The sequence below is a fragment of the Synechococcus sp. H55.10 genome (assembly GCF_047502715.1).
Taxonomy (GTDB): Bacteria; Cyanobacteriota; Cyanobacteriia; order Thermostichales; family Thermostichaceae; genus Thermostichus.
This window is the reverse complement of the sequence record NZ_JANSJJ010000085.1, coordinates 19507-45446: the sequence shown is the minus strand read 5'-3', so window position 1 is coordinate 45446 and position 25940 is coordinate 19507. Positions and strand designations below refer to the sequence as shown.

The following is a 25940-nucleotide window of genomic DNA, read 5'->3' as shown; positions in this document are numbered from 1 at the left end:
CAGAGGGGCGTGGCTGAGCGGGTGCATGAGCTAACAGGAGAGCCAGCAAGCTGGCCAGTGTTTGATGTGGCTGTGTGCACGGTTGAGGATCTCCAGAGACTGAAGCAGCCCCTCAAAGCCAGCTTTGCCTTTGTCTTAGGAGAAGATCATCAGCTCGTCTTTGCCAATGCAGGAAGAATCACAGAAACTTTTCTCATTGACTTAATCCAAAAGGACAGTTCTGCTCCGTCAGCCTGGCTACGAGGGTACGAAGGCGTTGAGTATGGGGAGACGGTCGCCAACCTCAGCCGGCTTTACGAGCCAACTGCTTCCTTACTTCCAGAGGTTAAGTTGGTGGTGGATGTCGGAGCCGGAGTGGGGGTAGCGAGCGCCTGCTTCCGAACATTTCATCCGCAGGCGGCCATTCACTGTTTTGAGATGGATCCCTTGGCCTTACACCTGCTGCAGCAGAATGCTCTGAGTTTGGGCAACTGCCATGTGCATCCAGTGGGCTTGGCAGGAAAGGATGGCTATAAGACTCGTCGTCTCTGGCCAGAAGACTCTCAAACAGAGTGGGGAGTGGAGCAGGTGCTGGCTTTTCGAGAAGCTAAGACAGCCTTGCAGGAGCTAGGTCTGGAGCGCATCGATGTACTGAGGTTGGCAACAGGTGGGCAGGGGGTGGAGGTGTTGACTAGCTTGAAGCCATGGCTCAAGGGCATCAAGGTTATCTATGTGGAGTTTGGCTCGGAGCAAGACCGCAAGCGGATTGACCAGATGCTGGATCCTTCTCACATGATCTGGCAGGGGGAGATCATAGCTGGTCAAAGAGGATCCCTCTGCTATCTGCGCAGAGCTTAGGAGTAGACTCTTGAAAAGAGAGGAGATGCGAAAGTCATGAACTCAACTATCGTTGTTACAAGCGCAGACAGCAAGTTTTTTGAGTTAGTCCAGGGGACTATCCTCTCTATCCGGGAAAAGCCGCAGGGGTATTCTGTGGACATTGGATTTCTCGATACAGGCTGCACGCTAGAGCAGTTGCAGTGGATAAGTCAGTACGTTGACCATATTATTGAGCCAGGTTGGAATTACGATATCCCAAGTAGTAACAGCCAACCTAACTACCTTAAAGCTCTGGCATCCAGGCCATTCTTACCTGAGTATTTTCCAGGTTACGAGGTTTATATTTGGATTGACGCAGACGCTTGGCTCCAAGATTGGTCTGCAATTGAGCTACTCACCCTAGGAGCAAAAAGAAAAGGATTTTCAATAGTTACCGAGTTAGTAGCTAAGCATGTCAACAGATTCTGGATGCAAACCTGGATAACCTGGCACTACCACAAATACTTCCATCACACCGAGTTTAATCGTCTAGATATAGAGCCATTGCTGAACGCTGGTGTATTCTCCGGAGCTAGACAATCTATTCACTGGTCGGCATGGGGAAAAAGAGTAGAGCAAGCTATCCTCAGATGCTTCGATTTATGGACGGATCAGTTTGCTTTAAATGTTTCTATCTACAAGGATTTAGGTTTGGATAGAGTTGAGCTTCTACCACTCAATTGTAATTGGTTGGCTCACTATCAGCTACCTTTATGGGATCCTCAAAAGAGGCTATGGGTGGATCCTTTTCCGCCTCACGAACCAATAGGGATTGTACATCTTACGGCCGATGCTAAGACAAGACCAACTCATATTGTACTTACAACTGAAGGTTTTAAGGTTGAAGCCAGCTTACGATATCCAGGCAAGAACTCTCTCCCGATTAAAAGATATGACTATGTATCGAATAACCAGAGGAGAATACATCTTGACTATAGCTTCCCTCTAATGACTGTAGTGGATCCAAGCTCTCACCCTTGGCCCTACTTGCGAAAAGAGATTCCCCATCTTTCGCACGCAGACTTACGTCAACCTCTTATTGGCTTTGTTAGCCGAGATGAAGCACATATCTTGTACAATACCGCTCTTAAGTTCCAAGGAAAACCTGCTTTGGAGATTGGGTGTTGGCTAGGTTGGTCAACTGCTCACCTTGCATCGGGAGGAGTTGTTCTTGATGTAGTGGATCCTGCTCTGGCCAATCCTCAGATTTATGAAAGTGTGGATCAGTCTCTCCGCTTGGCAGGAGTTCGCTCCAATGTCAACCTGTATCCCGGCTACAGCCCAGAGAAGGCAGAAGAGATTGCTCGGGAAAAGAACCGCCGCTGGTCTTTGATCTACATCGATGGAAATCATGACGCGCCAGCTCCTCTGCTAGATGCTCAGGTGGCAGACCGCTACGCTGCTGAAGATGCTCTAATTCTCTTTCATGACCTTGCTTCACCGGATGTAGCTGAGGGCTTAAACCACCTAAGGGCTCGAGGCTGGAACACGATGATTTACCAAACCATGCAGATCATGGGCGTCGCTTGGCGGGGTAACGTCCAGCCTGTGGAGCATATTCCGGATCCTGCTGTTGATTGGACACTACCAGAGCATTTGAAGGGATACCCGGTATGCAACCTTGAGTTATTGAGAGTTTTGGAAAAGGTTAAGGCCTTTACCCTTTTGGGCTTTGAGCGTCTCTGGAATCTCTACACCTTAGCCAAGCGAGTCTGCCAAGAAGACATCCCTGGGAACTTTGTTGAGTGTGGCGTTTGCAGAGGAGGCAGCTCTGCACTGCTGGCTTGGGTGATCAAAAACTACAGCCGCCGACCCCGCAAAGTCTACGCTTTCGACACCTTCTCAGGAATGCCTCAGCCAACAGAAGTAGACCGAGATTACAGAGGATTTCTTGCCAATGATACTCCCTATGGAGCTGGAGCTTTGGGGGCTCCTGTCTCGGAGAACTTGGAGGTAATCAGCAGGGAACTAGGAGTTTGGGATCTCATTGTTCCTGTTCAAGGACTGTTTGCTGACACATTGCCAGCTTACCGTGACCAGGTAGGCGAGATCGCTTTTCTACACGCGGACGCTGACTGGTACCAGTCCACAATGGATATCTTTCAGAATCTTTATGAGCAGGTTAACTCCCAAGGATTTATCCAAATCGATGATTACGGACATTGGCAGGGATGTCGAGAAGCTGTCCACGACTTTGAACGAGAAATTGGGGCTTTCTTTCGGTTACATAGTATTGACTATACCGGAGTCTGGGTGAGCCTGGCTGAGAACCTGCCAGTAGTGAGAGATAGCTTAACAGAAGCTACACTTCCGCAAGGGATCCGTCTGAGCAAGTTTAACGTCGTTCTTTTCCCTTACTGGGAGCTAGAAGCGGAGCAGCTTGTGCAGGAGTTGGAGAAGCTGCTGGAGCAGATCTTGCTAAGCCCAAATCCAAAAGACTATGCTCTTATTTTGCCAGGGGATCCGGATCCACAGCTAGCCAATCAAACACTAGAAATGGCGGCGGGGAATGTAATCCTCAAACTTATGGAGAAAGGAGAGGAAGTAGCTGAGGAGCCGCTTTGTTCTGTGGTGTCTGGCTTGAACCCTTGGCAGTGGGAGAGGCTGATTCAGCATATGAACTACCGCTACCCTCTGAAGCGGGAGCGTTTTCCCAAAGGACTACGGTCAGCTGTCCAGAAGCTGCCTGTTTTGTTGATTGCTCAGTAGGATTTGCCGCCTATCCTCAACCCTCTTGAGGGGGGGAGGCTTTAAAGTGCATCGGGATCCACCCCCAGTTCCCGCAGCTTTTGGGCCAGACGCTCCGTCCGTTGTTCGGCTTGCTCGGCTCGTTGCCGCTCCAGTTCGACCTCGGTGGGTACCAGTTCCTCAGAAGAAGTGGCCCAGCGAATCCACGTGGTTTCGATGTCCCGAAACCTGCCTTCCCATTTCACCAGGTACAGTCCCAGAACTGCGCTCGGCAGGCGACCTTCTGCATCGACTTCAATCGGCTCATAGTGGTCGCCCCTCAGCCGAAACCCCGCCCAGTCCTCCGGCTCAAACGGGTCAAACCAAAAGTACTCCGGCACCCGGATAATTTGCTCGTAAAGCTGCTTTTTGCTTGTCTTATCATCCTGGGCAGTGCTGGGAGAAAGAAGCTCAATCACCACGTCTGGCCCTTTGCCCTGCTCCCAGATCACCCAGCTTTTGCGCTCGCCCTTGGGCACTCCCAGCACCACAAAATAATCAGGCCCTCGGAAATTGCGGCTGCGGGTCTGCTCCAAGCTGTAGTAGAGGAACATGTTGCCGCTGACAAAGCCATCAGGGCGCTGCTGCAGCCAGGTTTGGGTGACGGAGATGAGCAAGTCCATCTGGCACTTGTGTCGCCAGCTTTCCATAGGTACGCCGTCGTCGTAGGGGAGCTCGTCTTGGGTAGGGGGCCAGTCGGGTAGATTAACCGGATCCGGCACCTCAATAATCGGCTTGGGGTTGGTCATTGCCAGTTCTCCGATAGGTATTTTGGGCTGGCCAGTTTTCTTTACAAAGTATCGGGATCCACTCCCAGTTCTCGCAACTTTTGGGCCAGGCGCTCCGCCCGTTGCCGTTCGATCTTTTCGGCTTCTTCTGGTGTGGGCACCAGCTCACCATTGGGGAAAAAGTACCGCAGTTGCCGGTTGTGAATGCCCAGGTACAGCCCCAACACCTCGCTCCAGCGCCACCCCTGCTCCGTTGGCTCAATCTCCTCGTACTGTTCCCCCCTCAGTCGCCAACCCATAAACTCCTGCGTTTCGGGAGAAAAGTAGAAGTACTCGGGTGTCCTAAAAACCCTTTCGTAAAGCTCCCGCTTCTCACCCCGATCCACCTTGGCTGTTGATTCCGAAAGCAGCTCGACGATCAAATCCGGGTACTTGCCCCCTTCTTCCCACACCACCCAAGAGGGGCGGGGGCGGTTTTCTACCCCTTTGACCAAAAACAGATCTGGGCCGCGGAAGTCTTTGCTTTTGAGTTGCTCTCGGCTGTAGTAAACGGTGAGGTTCCAGGCGAGGAAGTAGTCGTTGCGATCCTGCCAGAGGCGGGTGAGGCAGCTCACCAGAATCAAAAGCTGCAGGGCGTGGAGGGAGTGTTCCATTTCCGGTTCATCGCTGAGCAGCCCCTGGGCCGAGGGCATGAGCTCCGCCAGTTGCTGGCGGGTGAGGGGAGTTGTCTTTTCTTGGACTTTCTCTGGAGCCAACATGAGGCACGCAGGTCGGGTGAGTTGATTGAGCTATAGGCTAGCCCATAGGCAAACCTGGCAGTGGAAGGGGAAAAACGTTCTAGAAAAGGAAGCATAATGGAGGGTGCAAACCTCTTTTCCTGCTCTCATGTCTTTCTGGAAACCTTTGGTGCTCTTGGCAGTGCTGCTTTTTGCTTGGGCAGGCGGGATCCCCCCTGTGCAAGCAGCCACTCTGGGCGGATCCCCTTACAACCGCGCCCAACAGGAGGTTGTGGTTGCAGCCAGTCCAGAGCAGGTGTTGAAGGCGGCTGAACAGGCTTTTCAAGTCTGGAAGCGAGGCGAGCTGCTGTCTGTGAATGCCGAGGCGCTGGAAGTGAAAGGGATCTCCCGCACCAACTTTTTTAAGTTCGTGGACGATCTGACGGTTTCCTTATCGCCCATCGAAGGGGATCCCGGCCATACTCGTCTGCACATCACTTCGGTGGGCCGTATTGGGGAATACGATTTCGGCGGCAACCGGCGCAACATCAACGAGTACCTGAACACTCTGCAGTCCTTGTTGTCACAGGAGTAAAGCACCGCCATTGGGGTGAGAAAGGTGGATGACTCCTGGCTAGGGTCTTTCCGATTCCTCTGTTGCATGGTTCTCTTCTAGCTTGGCCACACGGGCTTCTAGCTTGCGCAGGGCCCGCTGCAGCTCAGGCAAATGTCGCTGAACTGCCATGCTCTTGCGCCATTCGGCAATGGGCTGATGGGGGTAGCCGGCCACTGTTTGGCCAGGAGGGATGTCGCTGGTAACGCCCGTCTGAGCGGCCACACGCACGCCATTGCCGATGTGCAGGTGGCCGGCCAGGCCGCATTGCCCGGCCAAAATGACGTGGTGGCCCAACTGGGTGCTGCCGGCAATGCCCACCTGGGCGACGATTAAGCAGTGGGATCCCGTGCGCACACCGTGGCCAATCTGCACCAGGTTGTCGATCTTGGTGCCGCGGCCAATACGGGTCTCCCCGACGGCGGCCCGATCGATGGTGGTGTTGCTGCCCACTTCTACACCGTCTTCCAGCACCACCCGGCCCGCCTGCAGCATGCGCCGCCAGGAGCCATCGGGGAGAGGAATGTGGCCAAAGCCGTCGTCGCCAATCACAGCGCCGCTGTGGATGAGGCAATCGTCGCCAATCTCCGTGCGCTCGTGAATGACGCAGTTGGCGAAAAGCTGACACCGGGATCCAATCCGCACGTAGGGGTAGATGGTTACGTTGGGGTGGATTTGGGTGTAGTCGCCGATCCTCACCCCTTCCATCACCACCACATGCGGCCCAATGGCCACCCCCTCTCCCAACTCAACGCTGGGATCGATCACGGCTGTGGGATGGATCCCGGTGGGCAGGCGATAGGGTTGGTAAAACAGCTCGATGGCCTGGGCAAAGAGCAAGCGGGGATCCCTGCCCCGCAGGCAGGGGATGGGGCGAGGTAAAGCTATAGATTCGCCCACGATGACGGCGCTGGCTTGGGTTTGCTCCAAGAGGGGCAAGTAGCGGTCTTCGCTGAGGAAGCTCAACTCGCCTGGGCGAGCTTCCGCCAGGCTAGCTACGCCGTGGATCTCGAGGGTGGGATCCCCCTCGTAGGCGCATCCCAATTTTTGGGCGATCTCCTGTAGCCGCATCAGGGTTGGTGTCCTCTACGATTGCAACAGCCGCACATCCATCACAGTGCCGCGCAAGTTGTAGCTAAAAGTCTCCAGCTCCAGGGGAACGCCAACTTTGACGCGGTTGTTGCCCAGGACAATGCCGTTCTCGGTCCGCTGGCCCCGTCCCCGCAAGGTAAACACCAGATCAAAGCGGTAGGACTCTGGGTCAGGCAAGTTCTCGACCCGTCCATCGGGGAAAACCACCGGAACCGTGCGGCTGACATTTTCTATCCGCACCACTTCCACCTGGCCGTAGGGCTGGTTGCGGATGATCAAGTCAGCCTTCTGACCCACTTGAAAGGGTTCCAGGGATCGGCTGCTGACCCCCCGCACGATCATGTCCACTTCCACCGGCAGGGTAGGGCCGCCCCCCACCTGGACGACGCTGCCCGCTTGCCGCCCTGGCAAAAACAAAACGGCGACAATGGCCGCCACCACAATCGCCAGCGCCCCCAGATCTAGGAGACTGACTTTTCCCAAAAGACGTCCCTGTCCGTCAATGAGCCGCATAGCCCCCTCTCCTCCAACACACTGTTTTGATTCTAGGCAGGTTTGCTCCCCAGGTGGCCTCTCCTGCTTGGCCTAAGGGATCCAGGCCAAGGCGCTGCTGCTCAGCGGCAGGCGACGGCGGCTGTTGGGGAGCGGCAGTCCATCTTGCAAGTCCAGCAACCACACTTGCGCGCTCCGGATGGCTTGCCCACTGCGGCTGAGGGGAGCCCAGGGATCCGGAATCTCCTCTTGCAAGGGCTCCAAAAGCGTGTAGGCCAGCATGCGCCCATCGGGGGAAAGGCTGAAGTCCAGCTCAAAGGGGTAGTCGGCCCGCCCCACCTCTACGGTCTTGCCCGCCCTCCCGCTGCCGAACACCACTGCCAGCAAGCGGGGGGACTCGGTGTAGGCCAGAGATTCCAACGCGCCCTCACCAACAAACTCGGCCTCGCTGACCAAGCCGTAAAAGACGGGTGCCCTCGGCGAAAAAGCTCCTTTGGTTACGGATCCCTCGGTAACCCAAATCTCCTCGCTGGTGCCGGTATTGCTGACGATAAAGAGGCTGCGGGTGTAGTCGGGATTGAAGCGCAGCAAAGCCCCGAAAGCCCCGTCGGGACGGATGGCCAAGGTTTGGCCGAACTGGGCCAAAAAGCTCTCGGCTGCCGCCCGCGGGTGCAAGGGCACGATCCCCACCCCCTGCCCCTGGGAGATGAGCAGGCTGCTCTCGTCAGGGCTGATGAAAAAGTCTCCCCCCAAAGCCGTGTCCAGCTCCAGACGCTCAAAGGGATCCTGTCTCCTTTTCTGGACCCACAGCTCCGTCTGGACAGGGGCGAGGGGATCCCGTTGCAGGGGGATCCGCTCCGCTACCACCAGCTCCCCTGTCGGCGAGACCTGGAAGCGCAGGTTCTGGTAGCCCTGGTGATCCAACAGCAACTGGGAAGACTGATCCTCCAGATCCAGCCGGTACAGATCCTGGTGTTGCAGGCTGGTGGCGGTGGCAAAGTAGTAGACGAAGCGGCCATCGGCGCTGGGCTGCATTTGGGTGACCTTCAGCCCCGCCGGCGTCAGCAAAGTGGTGGATCCCGTCTCCAGGTTAAAGAGCAACAGCCGCCCCCGTTGGTCTGCTTCCGTGCCGATCCCCAACAACTGCCGATCCGGCGTGCGAAACTCCCCCTCAAAAGGCCGGGCCATGGGCTGGCCCCGCTCATCCATGGCTGCCTGCAGGCGCACCCGGTAGGTCTGGCCGTAGGGGGCCGGCTCTGTCAGCGTCCAAAAAAAGCGGCGGCCCAGCTTGCGCATCCGGCCCGGCAGAGGCGGCTGGATCTCCAAGTTGGCCGCAACGCTGTCCGCATCCATAGGGCGGTTGAAGGTCAGCACCATCTGCAGTTCCTGGGATCCCACCCGCTGCTGTTGCCAGTTGAAATCCCGCACATAGGGGGCCGTATGGTTGCCCAGCAAAAATAAGATCACCCCAATCGCCAAGTTGCAGAGGGTGATCCCGGCTACCCAGCGATCCAGAGGCTGGGAAAACCCTTGCTGCAGAGCTGCATAGAAACGACGTGCCGGCCAGGCAGGCATCCGGGTCGTACAGTTCTCGACATCTCAAACTAGATTAAGGCACCTTTCAGGCGCTTGGGGCCACTGCCCTCACCCCCGCCCCCTCACCCCCGCCCCCTCTCCCAGAGGGAGAGGGGAGCTGGGCTGGAGCGGGAACGGGTAAACGGCTCTACTGCAGCATGACAAAGAGAAAGTCTTCCAACGCCGTCAGGAAGGTCAACACCTCGTCGGTTGCCTGTTCTTTCGTCAGGGATCCCAGCTCGACGACCCGTTGAATCAGCTCTGCCACCGGAGTCGGCCCCTGCAGCAGCGGAGCCAGCCATCTCACCTTCTCGGCAGGGATGCTGATCCGCCCGTGGGTGGCCCCTGTCCACTGCATTTCGTAGGGGCGGTTCTCTTGCAGGGCCTTGTTGTACTCCTGGTGGAAGCGGGTATTGTCCATCAGCAGGGGGTTAAACTGCACGGATCCCGTCAGCCAATCCGCATCCGTCCAAGGCAGCACCAGGGAAGAGCCGGCGTGCTCGGCCCAAAAGTCGATGAGGCGATGGGCAGGCCGGATCAGCTCGTAGAGGTGCAGCCGCTCCATAACGCTGAGGGTTTCCAGCCGTTGCCGCACAAACTCCGGCACTTGCTTAAAGAGAGACTCCACCGACCAGTCGGGCATATCCACCAGGCTTAAAAAGCCCAACCCTGCCTGCTGCAACATGCCAAACACCTCGGGGATCGTAAATCCCTTGTCGTTGGCAAGCAGATAGTTGTTCAGGATGGCGGCGTCTTCGGTATAGTTGGCCGGGTTCCACAGCACTGCCTTGGCCACCTCTTCCTGCAGGGATCCCATGAATTCCCGCACGTTCTTGGCGCCTACTGCTGGCGGGACGTCGAATTGCCCCACCTTTTGCAAAGCTTCCTGCAGGCGGAGAAACACCTGGCGTTGGCGGCGGCTGTGGAGATTGGCGCGAATAATGCCCTCGGGCTTGAGAACCTTTTTCATCGCCCGCAAGCCCTCAGTGGGATCCGCCAACAAATACAGAACGTCGTTCAGGCTGATGAAATCGAACTGGATCCCCAGGCGATCCAGCTCCAGCACGTTGAGGACGTAGCACTGGACATCGGTGAAGCCGTGGCGGCGCAGGCGTTCCTCGGTGAGCTTGACGGAAGCCGGCGACAGATCACAAGCCACAATCTGGGCGCCCGGATTGGCCTCCGCCATCATCAGCGTCTCCCAGCCGGAGCCACAGCCGGCGTTAAGCATCACCTTGCCCTCTGACGGGACGAGCATGTGGGTGCGCAGGTACTGGGCGGTGGTATAGCTCATCTTGAACATCTCCCCCAAGGCATTGCGGGCCGACTGGGAGAGGGGCACATTGGGGTAGGGCAGGGCCTCGTAGAGGCTGAGGGCCCGGTCTGCAGCCGAGAGAGCAGATCTGGTCATCGGCAGGGGAAAAGTGCAAGGGAGATCGAGAGAAGCAAGGCCATCGCTATGATTGAGTCTAGCCGCTGGTCGCGGCGGCGCTGCCGAGCAATAGAGATCTGCTGAGAACTGGCCATGACTGCTGCTGCTTTGCCCCGTCGCCGCTCCCGTTTCTCCCTGACAGGCACCCTGGCCGCCGTGGGCGGGGCGCTGCTGTGCGGGATCCTGGTGGTACGGCTGCAGGTGCCGATGCTGGAGCGAATCAATCTAGAGGCCCTGGAAAATGCCGAGGCCCGCAAAAACCGCAACATTGCCCTGGCCACCACCCTGGGCTGGCTGGGCTACCGCAACCTGGGCGCCTCCTGGCTGTGGCTGGAGCTGATCCAGTACTACGGCGACGCCCCTGCTCGCGCCCAAACCGGCTACGGCCTTGCCTACGAGTACTTCGACCACATGCTGCGGCTGGATCCCAACTTCTTTTTGGGCTACCGCCTCTCCAGCTTGGTGTTGGCTTATCAGGCCGGCCAGCCGGAAAAAGCCGTCGAGATTTTGGATCGCGGCCTGCAGCAGTTTAACCCCCAAAACAACCCCGATGCCTGGCGGCTCTACGTGGATCGCGCCCTGATCAACTTCATGTTTTTGGGGGATGCGGAAGCGGGCCGCCGCGACTACTACCAAGCCGCCGCCTGGCGGGAACAGGTGGGCTTGCCCGGTGACGATTTTCGCCAACTGGGGGACAACATCGCCCGCAGCCCCCTCAGCCGCCGCTCCCGCTTCGATGTCTGGCTAAGCGTGTTTAACGCCACCAGCGACCGGGATACCCGCCAGTTTGTTCTGGAACAACTGACCCAATTGGGGACGGTGCTGCGCACGTTGCCCACGGGCGAGATCGAGATTCTCCCGCCGCCTCTGCCCAGTGGACTTGAGGAAGAGCCCTACCGCTTGCGCCTGTGATTCCAATCGAGTGACGCACTCCCGACCCTCATCTTCGTTGAGTCAACACAACATGGCTTACAGCACGCTGCGCGAACCGATAGCGTACGGGCTTCACGCTTCCCAGACTTGTTGGTACAGAGGTCTCAGCGTGCTGCCACCGTGCCACCCGCGGCGGGAACCAGTCAGGGAAACTCTTTAAGCTAACTGGACAAAGATTGCCATCTAGGGTTGTGACGTTGCCCCAAGAGGTGAGCTAGACTCTAACCCAAATTCTCATCCTGGGAGCCGACTTTTGCAGAAGGGCAAGCTACGCGTCGGAGAAGTTGCTTTCTCTGACGCGGGTGAGTTATTGGCTCTGGCGCCTCTTTCCGAGGAAGCAGCAGCCCATTTGCTTCTGCCAGTCTGCGAAGACGCCTCAGGCTTTTGGCGGGTTCCCGCAGCCTCCCCATTTCTTATTATTTCTTAACTTTTGTTGTTCTGCACAATTAGGAGTGATCCCCATGGCCTCAAGAACTTCTCTCCTGATGACGGCGGCTGTCCTTTCGGGCACTTGGTTTGTCCTCCCTGCAGCGGCCCAATCTTCCGCGACAGCGCGAGTACGGTCGGTGGTGGATGGGGACACCTTTTGGGCAGACTTGAACGGCAGGCCCACCCGTTTTCGCCTTGCCTATGTGGATGCGCCGGAGCTGACGCAGGGACGCTGGGGGCGGCTCTCACAAGAGGCTTTGCAAAGCCTGCTGCCGCCGGGATCCCTGGTGCAGGTGGATACCCTCTACGTCACGCCGGAAGGGCTGCACATTGCCCAGGTGTACAACTCTGAGGGCTTGGTGAATTTGGAGATGTTGCGCCAGGGGCAGGCGGCGGTTTACGAGCGCTTTTTGTACGGGGCCAACCGGGAGCGCTACCTGGAAGCTCAAGAATTGGCCCAGGCGGCGCGCCGAGGTTTTTGGCAGCAACGCAATCCGGTGATGCCCTGGGAGTTTCGGGAGACAGCCGCGCAAACCTCGGCCTTTGCGGGATCCAACGTTTTGGACGGCTCCTTCCTGCGGGAAAACCCGGCAGCGGCAGCGGGCGTGGGCATTGCCACAGCAGTGGTGATGGTGGGCCTGAGCAAAGTGTTGTGGAAAAAGCCTCGCCAGAAAAACGCGAGCATCCGCCAGATGGAGCGGGATCTGAAACAACTGCGGCGCAGCCTGGCCACAACGCTGGCCAGCTGCAAACAACTGGAACGGCAGTACGATCAACTGCTGCAAAAGGCTGAGGATTGGTTTGTCAGAGCCGAGAAGGCCAGCCAACATGACCAGGACGAACTGGCGCGCCAGGCTTTGGTTCAGCGGAACCAACACATGAGTGCCGCAGAGGCGGTTCGTCGCTCCCTGGACGAGGTTGAGGCCCAGGCGACAGCTATCCGCGAGGGCATTTCCCGCTTGGAAAGCCAGATCGCGATGGCCAAGCTGGAGCGGGAGATGAACAACTGACGTGAGCGCGGCCAAGCCCAACTCCTCCTCTGCTCTGTCCAGCCGGGCTACAGCAAGGTCTGGGGCAGGCTTTGCAGAACCGTGTGGACGATTGCCGCCGAATTGAGCGCCGCCGTCTGAAAGAAGCTCAAGAAATCGGCGTCGTTTCCTGCATCGCTGACCGAGCGCACCAGCAGACAAGGGATCCCGGCTTCTTGTGCCACCCGCACCACAGCCGCCCCTTCCATCTCCACCACCAGAGCCCCGGTGCGCTCGCGGATTTGGCGGCGCAGCTCGGCGTCGGCCACGAACACATCGCCGGTGGCCACCAAGCCTTGATAAATGATGGGATCCCGACCTTGCAGAGGGTGGAGAGGGATCCGCTCCGGGTGGGCCACGATTAAATCGTAGAGGGCACTGTCGGCCTCAGCCAGGGGGTGGCGCAGCTCGGGAATAAAGTCGATCCCCAGGACAAAGCCTTCGGGCCGTCCGGTGCCGAAATCGTGCTCGATGGCAGTGTGGGCCAGCACCACATCTCCCATCTGTAGGTGATCGGCCAAGGAGCCGGCCACGCCGGTAAAGATGATGCCCCGCAAAGGGAAGTGGGCCACCAACAGGGCTGCCGTAGTTGCCGCCCGCACCTTGCCCACCCCTCCTTGAACCGCCACCACCGGTTGTCCGGCCAGGGATCCCTGATGGAACTGCCGCCCCAGATGGGTATGGACAGAATGGATCTCCATTGCTTGGGTGAGCATGGCCACTTCTTCCGGCAGGGCTCCCACAATGCCGACAGCCTTTTGGGAGGGGTGGGATGGAGCTTCCATAGGGCTTCCCTCAGGTTTTTTTAGAATCCTTAGGTTTGAGAGGCGGGCGGGATCCGGTGTCCCCACAGGCCCGGCCATTTGGTGACTTTGAGATCTCCCAGCACCTGCACCTGACAGGCCAAGCGCAGCCCGTTGCCGCCCTGGGCCGCCGCAGTGGACGGGAGTTGGTGGGGTGGCAAAGACAGGCGGGCCCGTTCTCGCCAGCCCATGGGGGAAACAGCCCCTTCGATCTGTACGGCACAGGTGCCACAGGTGCCCAGACCGCGGCAGTTGAGGATATGAGCCGGCGGGTTGTAGAGCGGGATCCCGGCTTGCAGCAGCACCTGGCGCAGGTTGGCGCCCGCCTCACAAGTGAGGGTGCGTCCTTGAACGTCAATCTGGGGCATAGGCAACCTTCCTAACCGCGAACAGTCCTATTCTGGCCTGAGCCGGATCCGGCAGCATGGCAGGTAGGTGGGAGGGCTAGGCAGTATAGTTAAGGTGGTTAGACAGGGAGTAGGGGAAAGATCATGGCCTACAGCGAGCCGCTCATTGACCGTTCTCCAGAGGTTTTTCCGGTGTTGGAGGAACCTGTTCGCTATGTTGAGGTCGTCTCGGCGGTGGTTTCCAGCCTCAAGGAAGATGCCGCCTACGAGAACCACGAGCAGGGTCACACCTGGAAATTCACCTACGGCACTGCGGAAGTGTTCGTCCACCTGAGCGGCGAATCCCCCGAAGATACTCTGTTGGTGTGGTCTCCCGTTCTCTCTCTGCCGGTGGCGGAGCCGGCTAAGCTCATGCAGAAGCTGCTGGAGAAAAATTGGAGCGACACGCTGGAAGCCCGTTTTTGCATCTGGAATAACCAAGTAATCCTCAACCACTACCGCACTCTCGAGGGGATCAGTGCGGGCGAGATCTCGCGGGCCGTCACCATTGTGGCCAGCCTGGCCGATGAGTACGACGAGCCGCTGCGAGCAGAGTTTCCCCCCACTTGAGATGGGATCCCAGGGAGCTTGGCTGCCCTATCGCGTGGCTCCTGGCGGCTGGCAGATGGAACAAGATGCCTGGCTTTTGCAGCGGCTGCGCCATGCTCCCAGGCCCTGTTTGCGCTTCTACGGCTGGGATCGGCTCACCCTCTCCCTAGGGCGGCACCAGGCCTGGCCCGATTCAGCGCCAGGGATCCCAGTGGTGCGCCGGCCCACCGGCGGACGGGCGGTGTTGCACCAGGCGGCTGAAGAGGCAGCGGAGCTGACCTACAGCTTGGTGCTGCCCCTTTCTTACCTCCAACGTCGGCTGCCCCGTTTGCAGCGGGCCTGCGTGTACGACTTCTGCTGCCGCTTTTGGGTAGAGGGCCTGGCGGCGCTGGGCATTGCGGTGGATCCACGCGTTTCTGCTCACGACCGACCTGCTGGCCAGAACCGCCTAACCCCAGACCCGGGCTACCACAACAAAGTCAGTTGCTTCGCCGCCCGTACCCGCGCCGATCTGAGCTGGCAGGGCAAAAAGCTGATGGGCAACGCCCAACTGTGGCAACCCTGGGGGATCCTGCAACAGGGATCCCTGCTGTTGCGGCCCAATTTCGAGCTGTGGGAACGATACCTGCCCGGCTCTCAGGTGATTGGCGTGTACGACCTTTGCCCCACAGCGCCGGGGATCCCTGAACTGATCGAACATTTTCTCCAAATGGCCCAAGAGTGCTTTGAGGTGGAATGGCAAGAAGAAACCTGGCCGGATCCGCTTCACTGGGAGGATCCGGCGGGGATAGCTGACCCTGAGTGATAGAGAACGGCAAGATCCACTTCCCCCCTCTCCCTCTGGGAGAGGGGCTGGGGGTGGTCGCGTGAGCGGCGCGGAGCGCTTGGGTGCCTCTGGGAGAGGGGTTAGGGGTGAGGGGGTGTTCGTCTCATTGGTATTCGGGATAACTTTGGAAGTGGTTGCGTTCTTGACACTCCCACCGCCTAAAGGGGGGGGGGATTCTTACGCAGTCCACAAACGAGCTCGTAAAGGCGCTGTCAAGACGCCTCTAGACAGTTCCGTGTTGCAAATGCATCTCCATCCGAAGGGGCTGTGCTAAAACCAAGGCAGCGCTCAGCCAGGTGAGCCATGCCAAAAGTTTGGGCGGCAGTCTTGCTCAGTGTATCGCTGTGGATCCCGCAGCCTGCTTGGGCAATTACCCTCGAACAAGTGCCCAACCCCCGCCGCCAGTATGGAGGATGGGTTTCCGACACCGCCGACATCCTCAGCAGCAGCACTGAAAACGAGCTGAACCGTCTCCTCACCCAGCTTGAGCAGCGCACCAGTGCCGAGATGGCGGTGGTGACGGTACCCAACACTCAGGGATATGCCACGCCGAAAGCGTTCACCACGCAACTGTTCAACTACTGGGGTATTGGCAAGGCTGGCCAAAACAACGGCGTGTTGTTTCTCATCTCGGTAGGGGATCGGCGGGTGGAAATTGAAACCGGCAGGGGCTTGGCCACCATCCTTCCCGACAGCCGCGTTCAGCAGATTATCGACCAGCAGATCCTGCCCAAGTTTCGCAATAGGGATTTCGATGGCGGCACCTTGGCGGGAGTACGGCAGTTAACCTCAGTGTTGCAGGGGCAGCCGGTTGCCGAGGTTCCTTCAGCCGCTTCTCAAGCTTCCACTTCTCTTTCCACTGCAGCCGTTCCTCGAGCGGTTGGAACGGGATCCCTGGCTGCTGCTCAAAGCTCCCTGGAAGGGATCCTGCTGCTCTTGGGGATCATCATTCTCGGAGTGGGATGGCAGCGCTCCCGCCTGCCGGTCTATCTCAAGGCCGAGCGGGGAGGAGCGAAAGTCCTGTCGCTGACACGCCGCGAGCAGGGGACAATGGCTGCCTTCTCTTCGCTGCAGAGCGACCCCGTTCGCCTGCTTCTCTATTCTGGCTCCCTCTGCCTTGGTCTTTTCCTGTTGTCGGCCAGCGGTAACTGGCTGGTACTGGTGCTGCCCTTCCTGGCAGTTGTGACCACCGACGGCATCTTGGGCTCGAAGCGTGGGATCCCGTTTCAGCCGGTGGTGTGTCAAAGCTGCGGTCGGCCCATGCGCCCCATCCAGCCCCAAATTCTCGATGGGCAACTTCCCCCAGCGCATCGCCTGGCCAAAAGCCGGCGCAGAGCCCGCTACTACGGCTGGTTTTGCCCCGCCTGTCAGGGGATGGCCGTGGTCGTGCGCGAAAATAAATCTTATCGCCACCTTTATTGCCCTCAGTGTCAAGCTCTTACCCTTGATCTCCAAACCGAGATTATTAGGAGAAACATCTATCCCTACACCTTCAGACGAGAAACCTTGACTTGCCCTCTCTGCCAATACCGAACGGAGCGAGAAGTTGAAGTCCAAGAGCCTGATGACAGCGATTATGACACCAGAGACCGAGATAGGGACTTTGGCGGCGGCAGCAGCCACGGCGGCGGAGCAGGCGGCAGTTGGTGAGACCCAACTCTAGAGATTTCTCTATCGATTGAACAAGGGGGTTGGGCTTCTCTTAAATCCGCCAGGGCAGTACAGTGGTAAGGGAGCAACGATAGCGATTTGTTAAGGACGAAGATCCCATGACCCTTGCAGAAGGCGTGCAACTGGTTACCTTTGGGGTGCTCTCGGCAATGGCCATCGGCTTTGCCATGGGAGTGGTTTGGGCCCCTAACATCGTCTATTCCGGCTTTCTATTGGGGGGCGTTTTCCTGAGCATGGCCGGGCTGTACCTTCTCTTGAATGCCGATTTTGTGGCTGCCGCCCAAGTGTTGATCTACGTCGGCGCGGTCAATGTGTTGATCCTGTTCGCCATCATGTTGGTGAACCGGCGCTACACCTTTGCTCCTCTGAAACTGGGCTGGCTGCGCAATGGGGTGACGGCGGCGGTGTGTTTGGGGCTGTTTGCCCTCCTGACGGCAATGGCCTTGAATACCCCCTGGCAGTTGGAGCCAATCCAGCCCACGAGCAGTGCTCTGGTGATTGGCGGGCATTTCTTTAGCGATTATCTGTTGCCGTTTGAGCTGGCTTCTGTTTTGCTGCTGATGGCGTTGATCGGGGCCATTGTGCTGGCGCGTCGAGAGTTTGTCATCCCCCAAGCCCAAGAAGGGGATCTTAGCTTGCTGGAGCGGGCCCGGCCCCGGCTGGAATCGGAGTCGGAACGCCCAGCAGAGCTGGTGAGCACCCGTTAAGGCTGTCTGCTCTCGGCCATACAGCTCAAGGTCTTCCTCACACCCCTCTCATCTGTATCCACTGGAGCCTCTTGGGATGTTGCAACTGCAGTTTTTCTTGGTGGTCGCGGCAGTTCTCTTCTGCATCGGCATCTACGGCTTGATCGTCAGTCGCAACGCCATTCGGGTGTTGATGTCGATTGAGCTGATGCTCAACGCGGTGAACCTCAACTTTATGGCCTTCTCCAACTTTGTTGACTCCAGCTTGATTCGCGGCCAGGTGTTTTCGGTGTTCGTCATCACCGTGGCGGCTGCCGAGGCGGCAGTGGGCTTGGCCATTGTGTTGGGGATCTACCGCAACCGGGCCACCATCGACATGGAGAGCTTTAATCTGCTCAGGTGGTAGTTGTTTTCTTGATCGATTACGTTCAGGTGCGGCTGGGCAGCGGCGGGCATTGGATCCCGGGGATCAGGGATTCCAGTATGCCGCTGCAGGCGTCCCAGAGCAGCTCGATCACGTAGTGAAACCCAGCCTCGCCCCCGTAGTAGGGATCCGGAACTTCTTCATCGGTGTGGGAACGACAGTAGCTACAGATTAAGCGCACCTTGTCGGCATATCTTCTCTGGGGATCGAGGCTGAGGATATCGCGATAATTTTGCCGATCCATAGCCAGGATCAGGTCGAACTCCCGCAGATCCAAAGGATGAATTTGCCGGGCTTGGCCGTGCAGCTCCAGTCCATAGCGCTGGGCAACTTGTTGCATGCGGCGATCTGGGGGACTGCCGATGTGATAGGCGGCTGTACCTGCCGAATCGCAGATAATGGCTTCTTCGTGGCCGCTGCTCTGCAGCAAGTAGTTGGTGATCCCTTCGGCAGCAGGAGAACGGCAGATGTTGCCCAGACACACAAACAGCAGCTTTTGGCTCATGGCAATCTCAACGGCAGTAAAAAGCTCTTCTTAACCCTACAACAATGTCCATCTGGTGGTTCATTTCTACCGGGAGCCGCTGCAGTGTTTGGAATTCCAGGTTCAATCAAACCGACAAGGGATCTCCAGGCACTGCTGCAACAGCTTCAGGTAGTCTTGGCCATCCATGAGAAAGGCGCCAAAACGGGCTAGGTGCGGGTTCATCAACTGAGCGTCGAACAGGCGAAATCCCCGCTCCCGCAGGTGTTCCACCAGCTTCACCAGGGCCACCTTCGAGCCGTTGGGCCTGCGGTAGAACATGGACTCGCCGATGAACGCTGCCCCCAGGGCAATGCCCAGGATCCCGCCTGCTAGGGTGTCTCCCTGCCAGGTTTCAAAGCTATGGGCAAAGCCGGCCCGGCGCAGAGCTGCGTAGATCTGCTTCAGCTCACGGCTGATCCAGGTGTGGGTACGAGCGGCACAGCCTTCTACCACCTGCTCAAAAGCGTCGTTGATCCGCACCTGGAAACGACCGCTGCGCACCAAAGGCCGCAACGAACGGGGGCAGTGGAATCGCTCGTCGAGCGGGATCACGGCGTGCCGGTCGGTGCCGTACCAAGCTAGGGATCCCGTCTCTTCGTCGGCCATCAGGAAGTAGCCTTGGGCGTATCCGGCCAGAATGGCGTCCAGGTTCACTTGTGCCCCCTCAAGATTGCCATTGGGGCGAGAGACTGGCAAAATCTCCCGCATTGACTTTGGGGTGACAATCCACGCAGCCACTGACCCGCACAGGGGTGGGAAACTCCACTTGCAGGTGCAAGGCGCGGAAATAGCGAGAATCGGCCAGGCGGTAGGGCACCTGTTCTCCTTGTCGCAGAGGGCGGGAGTTGGGCCGCAAATAACCCCAGGCCAGTTGCAAAGCCACGCCGCTCAGGGGCTGGATCTGCTGGCCATAGTGGCTGGGATCCTGTAGCAGCCGTCGCCAGGTTTCGGTGGGCAACACTTGGGCAGGCAACGCCACGTGGCAACTGCCACAACTGCGCACATATTGAGCCTGCTCCAGTTGGGCTTGAGTTAGGCCTTGCTGTGCCTGTGCCCCCAGCTTCTGTGCCGATCCCGCCAGCAGGGATCCCACAAACCCGGCCAGGATGACCACCATGGCCCAGATCCCAAATCGAAGTCGCCGGCGCCGTCTTTGTGAAGGAGCCATACTCTCACAGCCACTGCCTATGCTTTCCACTCTATGTCCTTTCCGGTAGCGAAATCAGGAGTGAAAACGGCGCCTCTGGCAGTGGCCACTCAAAACCCTTCTTCCTCGAGGGCCTGGACGTTTTGCACAATCCGGGAAAGCTCGTTTTTCTCGTCCACATTGATGCGGGTCGGGGAGCCGCTGATGATGCGCTCGTAGCCCCGGAAGGAATCGCGGATTTGGATGCCTGCATTGGAGATCAGGTACTCGCGGATCCCTTTGTCGTGCCAGGATCCCCGCATTTTGAAGACATTGAGCGCGCGGGCCATCTCGCCGCGGATCTCCACGTATTGCAGCAGGATGATCGTGTCGGTGATGGTGGAGATGTGGGACTCGGTGATGGAATGGGATCCCATGAATTGGTCGGTGGTGTTGGTGAAAAAGCCGGTGATCTCCTCTTGCTTGGCCAGGCCGGTTACCCCAATAACAAACTGGCGGAAGGCATTTTGGCTCACCCCCCGCGCCAGCGCCGACAGCGAGTCGATGGCCATGCGAGAGGGCTTGAAGGCCATCATCTCCGTTTTGATCTTCTGCAGGTGATCTTCCAGGCCAGCCGACTCCGGATAGGCGCAGATGATCTTAAGGAGGCCCTGCCGCTCGAACTCTTCCAGCTCAATGCCCCAGGAGGAGGCGTTGCGGGAAAGCTGCGCCCGCGATTCTTCATAGGCGAAGAGAATGCAGCGTTCCCCATCCAGACAACCCCGCTCTAGGAATTTGCTCACCAGCGAGGTTTTGCCCGTGCCGGTGGCGCCGGTGGCCAAAATAATCGAGTCTTTGAAGAAGCCACCGCCGCACATCTCGTCCAGCTTCTCGATACCCGAAGAAACGCGCACATTGGAGGAGCGCTGCGTCAGTTGCATGGCCCCCAGCGGGAAGATGTTGATCCCGTCGTTGGTGATGGTGAAGGGATATTCCCCCTTCATGTGGGTGGTGCCCCGCAGCTTCAAGATCTCGATGGTGCGCCGCCGCTTCTCGCCTTCCAGAATGTTGCGCAGGATCACCACGTTGTCGGAGACGAATTCTTCCACGCCGTAGCGAGCGATGGGGCCGTACTCGTCGGTGCGCTCGGTGGTCATGACGGTGGTGACATTGGCCTGCTTGAGGCGGGCCGTCAGGCGGAACAGCTCTCGCCGCACCACGCCGGCAGGGTCGTATTGCTGAAAGATGGCCGTCACCGAGTCGATGGAGACCCGCTTGGCTTTGTATTTGCGGATGGCGTACTGGATGCGCTCGATAAGGGCCGACAAGTCGAAATTGCCGCTCACCTCGTAGCCTTCGGGATCGGGGGAGGCATCCAGGATGAACAGTTGGCCCCTGTCGATGAGAGCCTGCAGATCCCAGCCAAAGCTGGAGGCATTGCGAATGATATCGGCGGGGGTTTCCTCAAAGGTGACAAAGATCCCCGGCTCTTGATACTTCACGATGCCGTTGTAAAGGAATTGAATGGCAAACAGAGTTTTGCCGGTACCAGAGGTGCCGCTGACCAAGGTGGTGCGTCCCAGGGGCAGCCCACCGTGGCTGATGTCTTCAAAGCCCTCGATGCCCGTCTGTTTTTTCGGGATCCCACGCAGCTCCGATAGACTCGCTGGGTGGTTGTCTGTGGTTGGTTCGGTGGAGTCCTCTGCGGCGTTATCCTGTGGCTTTTCTGGCTCAGAAGGCCCCAATGATTGGTTCATCCCATTCTCCTTGCCCTCGTGGCCTGTCTCAAGTCTCTTCGTCCAGTTCTTCGTAGAGCAGATCCAGGCCGATGAGCACTTTCTCGCGGTTGGACAGATCGCCAATAATCTTCCGCACCGGTGGCGGCAGGATTTTGGCCAAGGTCGGCGTTGCCAAGATCTTATCTTCCTCTGCCAGTTGCGGGTTTTTCAAGACATCGATCACCTTCAGACTGTACACGCCGCGGAATTCCTTTTCTAAGATGTCTTGCAAGGTGCTGAGGGCACGCAGAGAACTGGGGGTGTTGCCCGCCACGTAGAGCTTGAGGACATAGGCTTTGCGAGTGGACATATCAGGGATCCCTTGGGGCAGGTTTGGGAATGGAGCGGCGGTACATTTCGCTCAGGTGGGCCATCACATCGATCAGGGTGAGGCGGTAGTCTAGCAGGATCTCTTCGCTGCGGCCTTCCAGTTTCAGTTGTTTGGCAAAGTCCTCCATCAAGTTCATGTGCAGCTCCAGCAGTTGAGCAGCGCCGATGTCGGCAAAGAAGGCAAGGGCCACCAGCTCGTCGATGCGGGCATTGGCGGTCTCAGGAGACTGAAAGTATTCCAGGACAATGGTTTGGTACAGGCCGCGCAGCCGCTGCATCAAGGCTCGCTGCTCGTGGGGTGGGAGGCGCCGATAAAACAGCTCTGGGTCACGATGATAGTACACTCCGGCATAGCCCAGCCGTTCCCGCAGTTTCTCCGCCAGCCGTCGCTGTTGTTGGTTGCTGTAAGCCAGGTAGGGCTGATCGCTGGGATGCACTGGGCCCTGCGGGAGACCGCAGGTGGGAGACATCTGCAGAAACAAGGCGATGGCCCGATCCACCAGCAGCTCTAAGACGGAAGGGGATCCGGAACAGTCGGCCCGCGCCTGTCCCTTCAGCTCTTGCGGCGAAATGGGACGAACAAGGGTGGCATTGTGGTAAAAAAATTGCTCCCGCTTGAGCAATGCCTTTACCCGAGAGGAGTGTTCTTCGGTCTCCAGATGGGATTCTTCCAGCACAATGGCCAACACAGTCGGCAGCAGAAGCCCCCAGGCGCAGAGCTGATTACCCAGATCGTGCAACTCCTGCAGCCGACCGGGATCCACCAGAAGCACCAAGCAATCGACATGGCCGTCTTGTTTTCTGAGGGCTTCTAGAAAGGCCGCTTGATCCTGAAAACACTCGACGACGAAACGCTGCGGGGGTAGCCACTCCTCGCAAGCCAGAGGTTCCTCTGCTGGCGGCTCCCAATCCAGCAACAGGCTGATGCGCAGGGGGTGGGGGTCAGGCAACAAGACAAGGGCTGAAGACGCATTCCTATCTTAAATCTGGCCGGGATCCCCGCTCACCTGCCAGAGTTGGGCCAAAGGAGCAATCCTCTGATCCGCTCCACTGAGTGTGCAATCTGTTCAGACGCTGCCTGCGCTCTTGCCGGATCCCGCTTGTGCTCTTCGGCCAGAGTCCTCATCGGCGATGACGGTGCGGTAGTACTCCTCCAACTGTTGTGTGGCCGCCGACCAACTCCAGCGCTCAGCCTCTTGCCGGGCCTGCTGCCGGAAGAGCTGCCGCTGCCCGGTGCCCTCTAAGAGCTGCCGCGTGGCCTGGACAAAGTCGCTGTCGGAGTCCGGATCGAACAGAAAGCCGTTGCGGCCGCTGTCCACCACATCGGTAATGCCGCCGCAGCGGGGGGCGATTACCGGACAACCGGCAGCCATGGCCTCCAACAAGACCAAGCCCAACGTCTCGGTGCGGGAGGGGAACACGAACAGATCCGCGGACGCAAAGGCCGCCGCTAGGTCTTGCCCCTGTAAATAGCCCGTAAACACCACGTCGTAGCCGGCAAAATGTTGCTCCAGGGATCCCCGCTCCGGCCCATCGCCCACGATAGCCAGGCGCGCCTGCGGGATCTGCTCCAGCAACACCCGGATCCGCCCCACCTCTTTTTCCGCCGAGAGCCGACCTACGTAGAGCAACAGCGGCCGCTCCGGCTGACCCGCCGTGAGCCGGGCCCGCATCTCTGGGTCGGCAGCCTGCGGATGAAACAGCTCCGTATCCACTCCCCGCTGCCACAGTTGCACCCGCTCGATGCCGTGGGCGCTCAGCTCCTGCATCATGGCCGTCGAGGTGCAGAGGTTGACCCGCGCCAAATTGTGCCCCAGCTTGAGGAGGTTCCACAAAACTCCCTCCAGAAAGCCCAGCCCGTAGTGCTTCAGATACTTCGGCAGATGGGTGTGGTAGGAGGCCACCAGCGGGATCCCCATCGCTTGGCTGTAGTAGAGGCCCCCCAACCCCAAAACCGCCGGGTTGACCACGTGGATCACATCCGGTCGGAAGCGGTTGAGCACCCTGCCGATGGCGGGGCCGGGAGCAGCCAGCTTCAACTCCGGGTACAAAGGCAAGGGGAAGCCTGGGATCCCGTAAACCCGCGCCCGGGCAAACCGCCTGGGCGCCCCCTGAGGCGCGACGATAAGCACCGAGTTGCCGCGGGCCGTCAGATGGCGCACCGTGTGGCAAAGCCGCGTAACGATGCCATCCACCTTGGGCAGAAACGTTTCCGTAAACAGGGCTATGCGCATCGGGATCCCAAGCCTAGTGAAAAGGCTCTGCAGATTCTCTTAGGATGAGTGTTGCACAAAACGGCAACGCAATGACGGCTTGGGATCGCAGCAGCACAACTTTATTGCAGCAGCTGATCTTGCAGCGGAGCAGAATGAGTTGGCTCTTGGTTCTGGCCGAGGGTATCGGCCGCCGTTTTGCTGATCAACAACAGCGTAGCCGCCAGAGCCAGTCCAATAACGTCTCGCCACATAATCCGCTCCCACACTCCTCATGCCCCCTACTGTAGCGGCGGTTTTTTCGGCTGGGCAGTGATGGGCGACGGATTTTTAGGTGACAACAATCACTTCCAGAATTGCGGCTTTGCCCCCTAGTCGCGAAAGGCCAGTTGCAAGCTGGTGATCAGCAGAACCAAAGAAAACACCGCCATCACCCCTCCCCAGAACCAGTAGGGCAAAAACAGGTTTTGGGCAATCTGGCTGGAATCGGAGAGGATCAGCCGCCCGTCGATGACAGCAGCGTCCATAAAAAGATAATCGAGCTGGTGATAGGTGCTCACGCAGGCTTGCACCCCCAAAAACTGCAGGGCAAAGCTTTGTAACCAAGAGGCAGCCCAGCGAGCTACTGCCAGGATGCCCAAACCCATGGCCGGGAGGAACAAAAGGCCAAAGGGGGAACGCACCCAGAGCAGCGTCGAGAGCAATAACAGGGATCCCAAAAATACCAGCCCCAGCCGAGCTGTGCTGCGGCGGCGGGAGGTGAGGATGAACAGGGCCCCAGCTATGGGCGGCCCCATCGGCCCGGCAGCGGCCACCAAGGCCCGCCCCACCCGCCCCAAAAACAGCTCGCCACTGTGAATGGCCAGCCCCGAGCCGTCGGGATAGATCTCAAGACGATGAAACTCACCCCCCAACAGCAGCGCCATCAGGCCATGGCCCATCTCGTGAAACCAGGTGGCCAACAAAGTAAAGGGGTAGAGGAGGTAATTGCCCCAGGGAAACCGCCAGAGCAAGACTGTCAGCCCCGCCGCAGCCACCAGCCAGATCACGCTGTGCCGGCCAGGCCTTGCGGAAGGGGAAGGAGGCAGCTCAAACTGAGTCATACCAGCAGGTGGGTGGAGAAAAGGCCCAAGATGCCTTGTCGGCCTAGACGATTGCCGGCAGAAAAAAGTTCCACATCAGGCAAAAATAGCCGGGCCAACTCCCCTCTCCCTCTGGGAGAGGGGTTGGGGGTGGTCGCGTGAGCGGCGCGGAGCGCTTGGGTGACCTCTGGGAGAGGGGTTGGGGGTGAGGGGCCAACAACAGCAAGGAGACAGGGGAGCCGTCTCACAGGTAGGCTGGAAAAGCCCCAAGGGATCCCTGCCTATGGCCACCTTCCTGCGCGACTGGAGCTACCGCTTTCCCTGGCTTTACCGCAGCATCAGCCGTGCGGCTGCCCTAGCAGTGGGGGGATATGAGCGACTGCGCTGGTTGCCCCTCCAAGGGATCTCCATCCAGCCCCAGGAGCGGGTATTGGATCTCTGCTGTGGCCCTGCCGAAGTGACTCCAATCCTAGCCGAGCTGAGCCAAAACGTTGTCGGCCTGGATGCTTCCCCCAAAGCCCTGGCGGCAGCTCGCCAACGCCTCCCCAAGGTGGAATTTGTGGAAGCCTTTGCCCAGGATCTGCCCTTTCCTGCCAACAGCTTTGATTGGGTGCACACCAGCTTGGCCCTGCACGAGCTGCCTTTTCCTGACCTGGAACAGGTGCTGCGGGAAGGGTGGCGGGTGCTCAAGCCGGGGGGAGGGCTTTTGATCCTGGACTTGCACGCGCCTTGCCAACCTTGGATGTGGCCTGGGCTGGCCCTCTTTCTGGCCCTGTTTGAAACCGAGACCGCCTGGAACTTGCTCAAGTTGGATCTGCCGCAGTACTTGCAGCAGCAGGGCTGGCAATCCGTCCGGCAAACCCTGCACGCCGGGGGGGCTTTGCAGGTGATCCAGGCCCAAAAGCCTGCCGCCTAAG

28 protein-coding genes are annotated in these 25940 nt (G+C 58.6%); 11 read left to right on the top strand and 17 right to left on the bottom strand.

The features are described 5' to 3' along the window. Window positions 1-837, top strand: an 837-nt coding sequence (locus tag NW858_RS06895) for a methyltransferase (protein ID WP_414520169.1), incomplete at its 5' end; no start/stop codon positions are given. A 36-nt stretch (window positions 838-873) separates the two neighbouring features. Next, window positions 874-3567, top strand: coding sequence for a class I SAM-dependent methyltransferase (locus NW858_RS06890; RefSeq protein WP_414520168.1), 2694 nt, complete (start codon window positions 874-876; stop codon window positions 3565-3567). A 41-nt stretch (window positions 3568-3608) separates the two neighbouring features. On the opposite strand, the gene NW858_RS06885 is transcribed toward NW858_RS06890, so the two are convergent. Both NW858_RS06885 and NW858_RS06880 read right to left on the bottom strand, forming a co-directional pair. After that, window positions 3609-4334 (bottom strand): Uma2 family endonuclease, encoded by a 726-nt coding sequence (locus NW858_RS06885; RefSeq protein ID WP_414520167.1) that lies wholly within the window; start codon window positions 4332-4334, stop codon window positions 3609-3611. Between the two features lie 41 nt (window positions 4335-4375). Then, window positions 4376-5071, bottom strand: coding sequence for a Uma2 family endonuclease (locus tag NW858_RS06880; RefSeq protein WP_414336032.1), 696 nt, complete (start codon window positions 5069-5071; stop codon window positions 4376-4378). Window positions 5072-5174: 103 nt separating this feature from the next. On the opposite strand from NW858_RS06880, the gene NW858_RS06875 reads away from it, so the two are divergent. Further along, window positions 5175-5624, top strand: coding sequence for a DUF1499 domain-containing protein (locus NW858_RS06875; RefSeq protein ID WP_414336030.1), 450 nt, complete (start codon window positions 5175-5177; stop codon window positions 5622-5624). A gap of 39 nt (window positions 5625-5663) precedes the next feature. Here the strand turns inward: NW858_RS06875 and lpxD are convergent, their stop codons facing one another. The 4 genes from lpxD to NW858_RS06855 all read right to left on the bottom strand — a co-directional run bounded on the left by lpxD (window position 5664) and on the right by NW858_RS06855 (window position 10212). Continuing rightward, window positions 5664-6713 carry a UDP-3-O-(3-hydroxymyristoyl)glucosamine N-acyltransferase gene (lpxD, locus tag NW858_RS06870; RefSeq protein WP_414348727.1) on the bottom strand — a complete coding sequence of 350 codons (1050 nt, stop codon included), beginning with the start codon at window positions 6711-6713 and terminating at the stop codon, window positions 5664-5666. Between the two features lie 15 nt (window positions 6714-6728). Next, on the bottom strand, window positions 6729-7247 hold the full coding sequence (locus tag NW858_RS06865) for a DUF4330 domain-containing protein (protein WP_414336026.1): 519 nt from the start codon (window positions 7245-7247) through the stop codon (window positions 6729-6731). 72 nt (window positions 7248-7319) lie between these two features. Next, on the bottom strand, window positions 7320-8801 hold the full coding sequence (locus NW858_RS06860; RefSeq protein ID WP_414520166.1) for a hypothetical protein: 1482 nt from the start codon (window positions 8799-8801) through the stop codon (window positions 7320-7322). A 148-nt stretch (window positions 8802-8949) separates the two neighbouring features. Beyond that, window positions 8950-10212 (bottom strand): class I SAM-dependent methyltransferase, encoded by a 1263-nt coding sequence (locus NW858_RS06855; protein WP_414427138.1) that lies wholly within the window; start codon window positions 10210-10212, stop codon window positions 8950-8952. Between the two features lie 114 nt (window positions 10213-10326). Here NW858_RS06855 and NW858_RS06850 point away from each other — a divergent pair, with 114 nt between their 5' ends. Together NW858_RS06850 and NW858_RS06845 are read left to right on the top strand one after the other, a co-directional pair. Then, window positions 10327-11145: a hypothetical protein gene (locus tag NW858_RS06850; protein WP_414520165.1), complete on the top strand. Its 819-nt coding sequence runs from the start codon at window positions 10327-10329 to the stop codon at window positions 11143-11145. A 482-nt stretch (window positions 11146-11627) separates the two neighbouring features. Next, a complete protein-coding gene (locus NW858_RS06845; protein ID WP_414335873.1) occupies window positions 11628-12605 on the top strand; it encodes a PspA/IM30 family protein in 978 nt (325 codons plus the stop codon). Between the two features lie 47 nt (window positions 12606-12652). Here NW858_RS06845 and NW858_RS06840 read toward each other — a convergent pair whose 3' ends face one another. Together NW858_RS06840 and NW858_RS06835 are read right to left on the bottom strand one after the other, a co-directional pair. After that, the gene (locus tag NW858_RS06840; protein ID WP_414520164.1) at window positions 12653-13408 is read right to left on the bottom strand and encodes a 5'-methylthioadenosine/adenosylhomocysteine nucleosidase; all 756 of its coding nucleotides are present in this window, start codon (window positions 13406-13408) and stop codon (window positions 12653-12655) included. Window positions 13409-13437: 29 nt separating this feature from the next. Then, complete coding sequence (locus NW858_RS06835; RefSeq protein ID WP_414335870.1) at window positions 13438-13794, bottom strand: 2Fe-2S iron-sulfur cluster-binding protein; 357 nt, start codon at window positions 13792-13794, stop codon at window positions 13438-13440. A gap of 123 nt (window positions 13795-13917) precedes the next feature. Here NW858_RS06835 and NW858_RS06830 point away from each other — a divergent pair, with 123 nt between their 5' ends. The 5 genes from NW858_RS06830 (at window position 13918) to nuoK (ending at window position 17950) form a co-directional block, all read left to right on the top strand. Further along, on the top strand, window positions 13918-14382 hold the full coding sequence (locus NW858_RS06830) for a YbjN domain-containing protein (RefSeq protein WP_414520163.1): 465 nt from the start codon (window positions 13918-13920) through the stop codon (window positions 14380-14382). Next, complete coding sequence (locus tag NW858_RS06825; RefSeq protein WP_414509221.1) at window positions 14339-15166, top strand: lipoyl protein ligase domain-containing protein; 828 nt, start codon at window positions 14339-14341, stop codon at window positions 15164-15166. Before NW858_RS06830 ends, NW858_RS06825 begins: the two co-directional genes overlap by 44 nt. Window positions 15167-15490: 324 nt before the next feature. Continuing rightward, window positions 15491-16837 (top strand): TPM domain-containing protein, encoded by a 1347-nt coding sequence (locus NW858_RS06820; RefSeq protein WP_414520162.1) that lies wholly within the window; start codon window positions 15491-15493, stop codon window positions 16835-16837. Between the two features lie 119 nt (window positions 16838-16956). Next, complete coding sequence (locus tag NW858_RS06815) at window positions 16957-17565, top strand: NADH-quinone oxidoreductase subunit J (protein ID WP_414334861.1); 609 nt, start codon at window positions 16957-16959, stop codon at window positions 17563-17565. A 79-nt stretch (window positions 17566-17644) separates the two neighbouring features. Then, window positions 17645-17950: an NADH-quinone oxidoreductase subunit NuoK gene (gene nuoK / locus NW858_RS06810; protein WP_414334879.1), complete on the top strand. Its 306-nt coding sequence runs from the start codon at window positions 17645-17647 to the stop codon at window positions 17948-17950. A gap of 22 nt (window positions 17951-17972) precedes the next feature. Here the strand turns inward: nuoK and NW858_RS06805 are convergent, their stop codons facing one another. From NW858_RS06805 to NW858_RS06765, 9 genes are all read right to left on the bottom strand, one after another. Next, entirely contained in the window at window positions 17973-18473 is a 501-nt protein-coding gene (locus NW858_RS06805; protein WP_414338761.1) for a low molecular weight protein-tyrosine-phosphatase, read from the bottom strand. Window positions 18474-18575: 102 nt separating this feature from the next. Next, window positions 18576-19190, bottom strand: coding sequence for a leucyl/phenylalanyl-tRNA--protein transferase (gene aat, locus NW858_RS06800; protein WP_414334863.1), 615 nt, complete (start codon window positions 19188-19190; stop codon window positions 18576-18578). Next, on the bottom strand, window positions 19159-19611 hold the full coding sequence (locus NW858_RS06795) for a hypothetical protein (RefSeq protein WP_414338758.1): 453 nt from the start codon (window positions 19609-19611) through the stop codon (window positions 19159-19161). The genes aat and NW858_RS06795 overlap by 32 nt, the downstream gene beginning before the upstream one ends. Before the next feature lie 140 nt (window positions 19612-19751). Beyond that, a complete protein-coding gene (kaiC, locus tag NW858_RS06790; protein WP_414334865.1) occupies window positions 19752-21377 on the bottom strand; it encodes a circadian clock protein KaiC in 1626 nt (541 codons plus the stop codon). A 28-nt stretch (window positions 21378-21405) separates the two neighbouring features. After that, window positions 21406-21708 carry a circadian clock protein KaiB gene (gene kaiB / locus NW858_RS06785; RefSeq protein WP_414334866.1) on the bottom strand — a complete coding sequence of 101 codons (303 nt, stop codon included), beginning with the start codon at window positions 21706-21708 and terminating at the stop codon, window positions 21406-21408. Window position 21709: 1 nt separating this feature from the next. Continuing rightward, window positions 21710-22681, bottom strand: coding sequence for a circadian clock protein KaiA (locus tag NW858_RS06780; RefSeq protein ID WP_414520161.1), 972 nt, complete (start codon window positions 22679-22681; stop codon window positions 21710-21712). Window positions 22682-22795: 114 nt separating this feature from the next. Next, window positions 22796-23962 (bottom strand): glycosyltransferase family 4 protein, encoded by a 1167-nt coding sequence (locus NW858_RS06775; RefSeq protein ID WP_414334868.1) that lies wholly within the window; start codon window positions 23960-23962, stop codon window positions 22796-22798. A gap of 101 nt (window positions 23963-24063) precedes the next feature. Beyond that, window positions 24064-24195 carry a hypothetical protein gene (locus tag NW858_RS06770; RefSeq protein WP_414334869.1) on the bottom strand — a complete coding sequence of 44 codons (132 nt, stop codon included), beginning with the start codon at window positions 24193-24195 and terminating at the stop codon, window positions 24064-24066. A gap of 117 nt (window positions 24196-24312) precedes the next feature. After that, window positions 24313-25044, bottom strand: a complete 732-nt coding sequence (locus NW858_RS06765; RefSeq protein WP_414334870.1) for a M50 family metallopeptidase — start codon at window positions 25042-25044, stop codon at window positions 24313-24315. A gap of 262 nt (window positions 25045-25306) precedes the next feature. Between NW858_RS06765 and NW858_RS06760 the strand changes: the two genes are divergently transcribed. Next, on the top strand, window positions 25307-25939 hold the full coding sequence (locus NW858_RS06760) for a class I SAM-dependent methyltransferase (protein WP_414520160.1): 633 nt from the start codon (window positions 25307-25309) through the stop codon (window positions 25937-25939). Window position 25940: the final 1 nt, after the last annotated feature.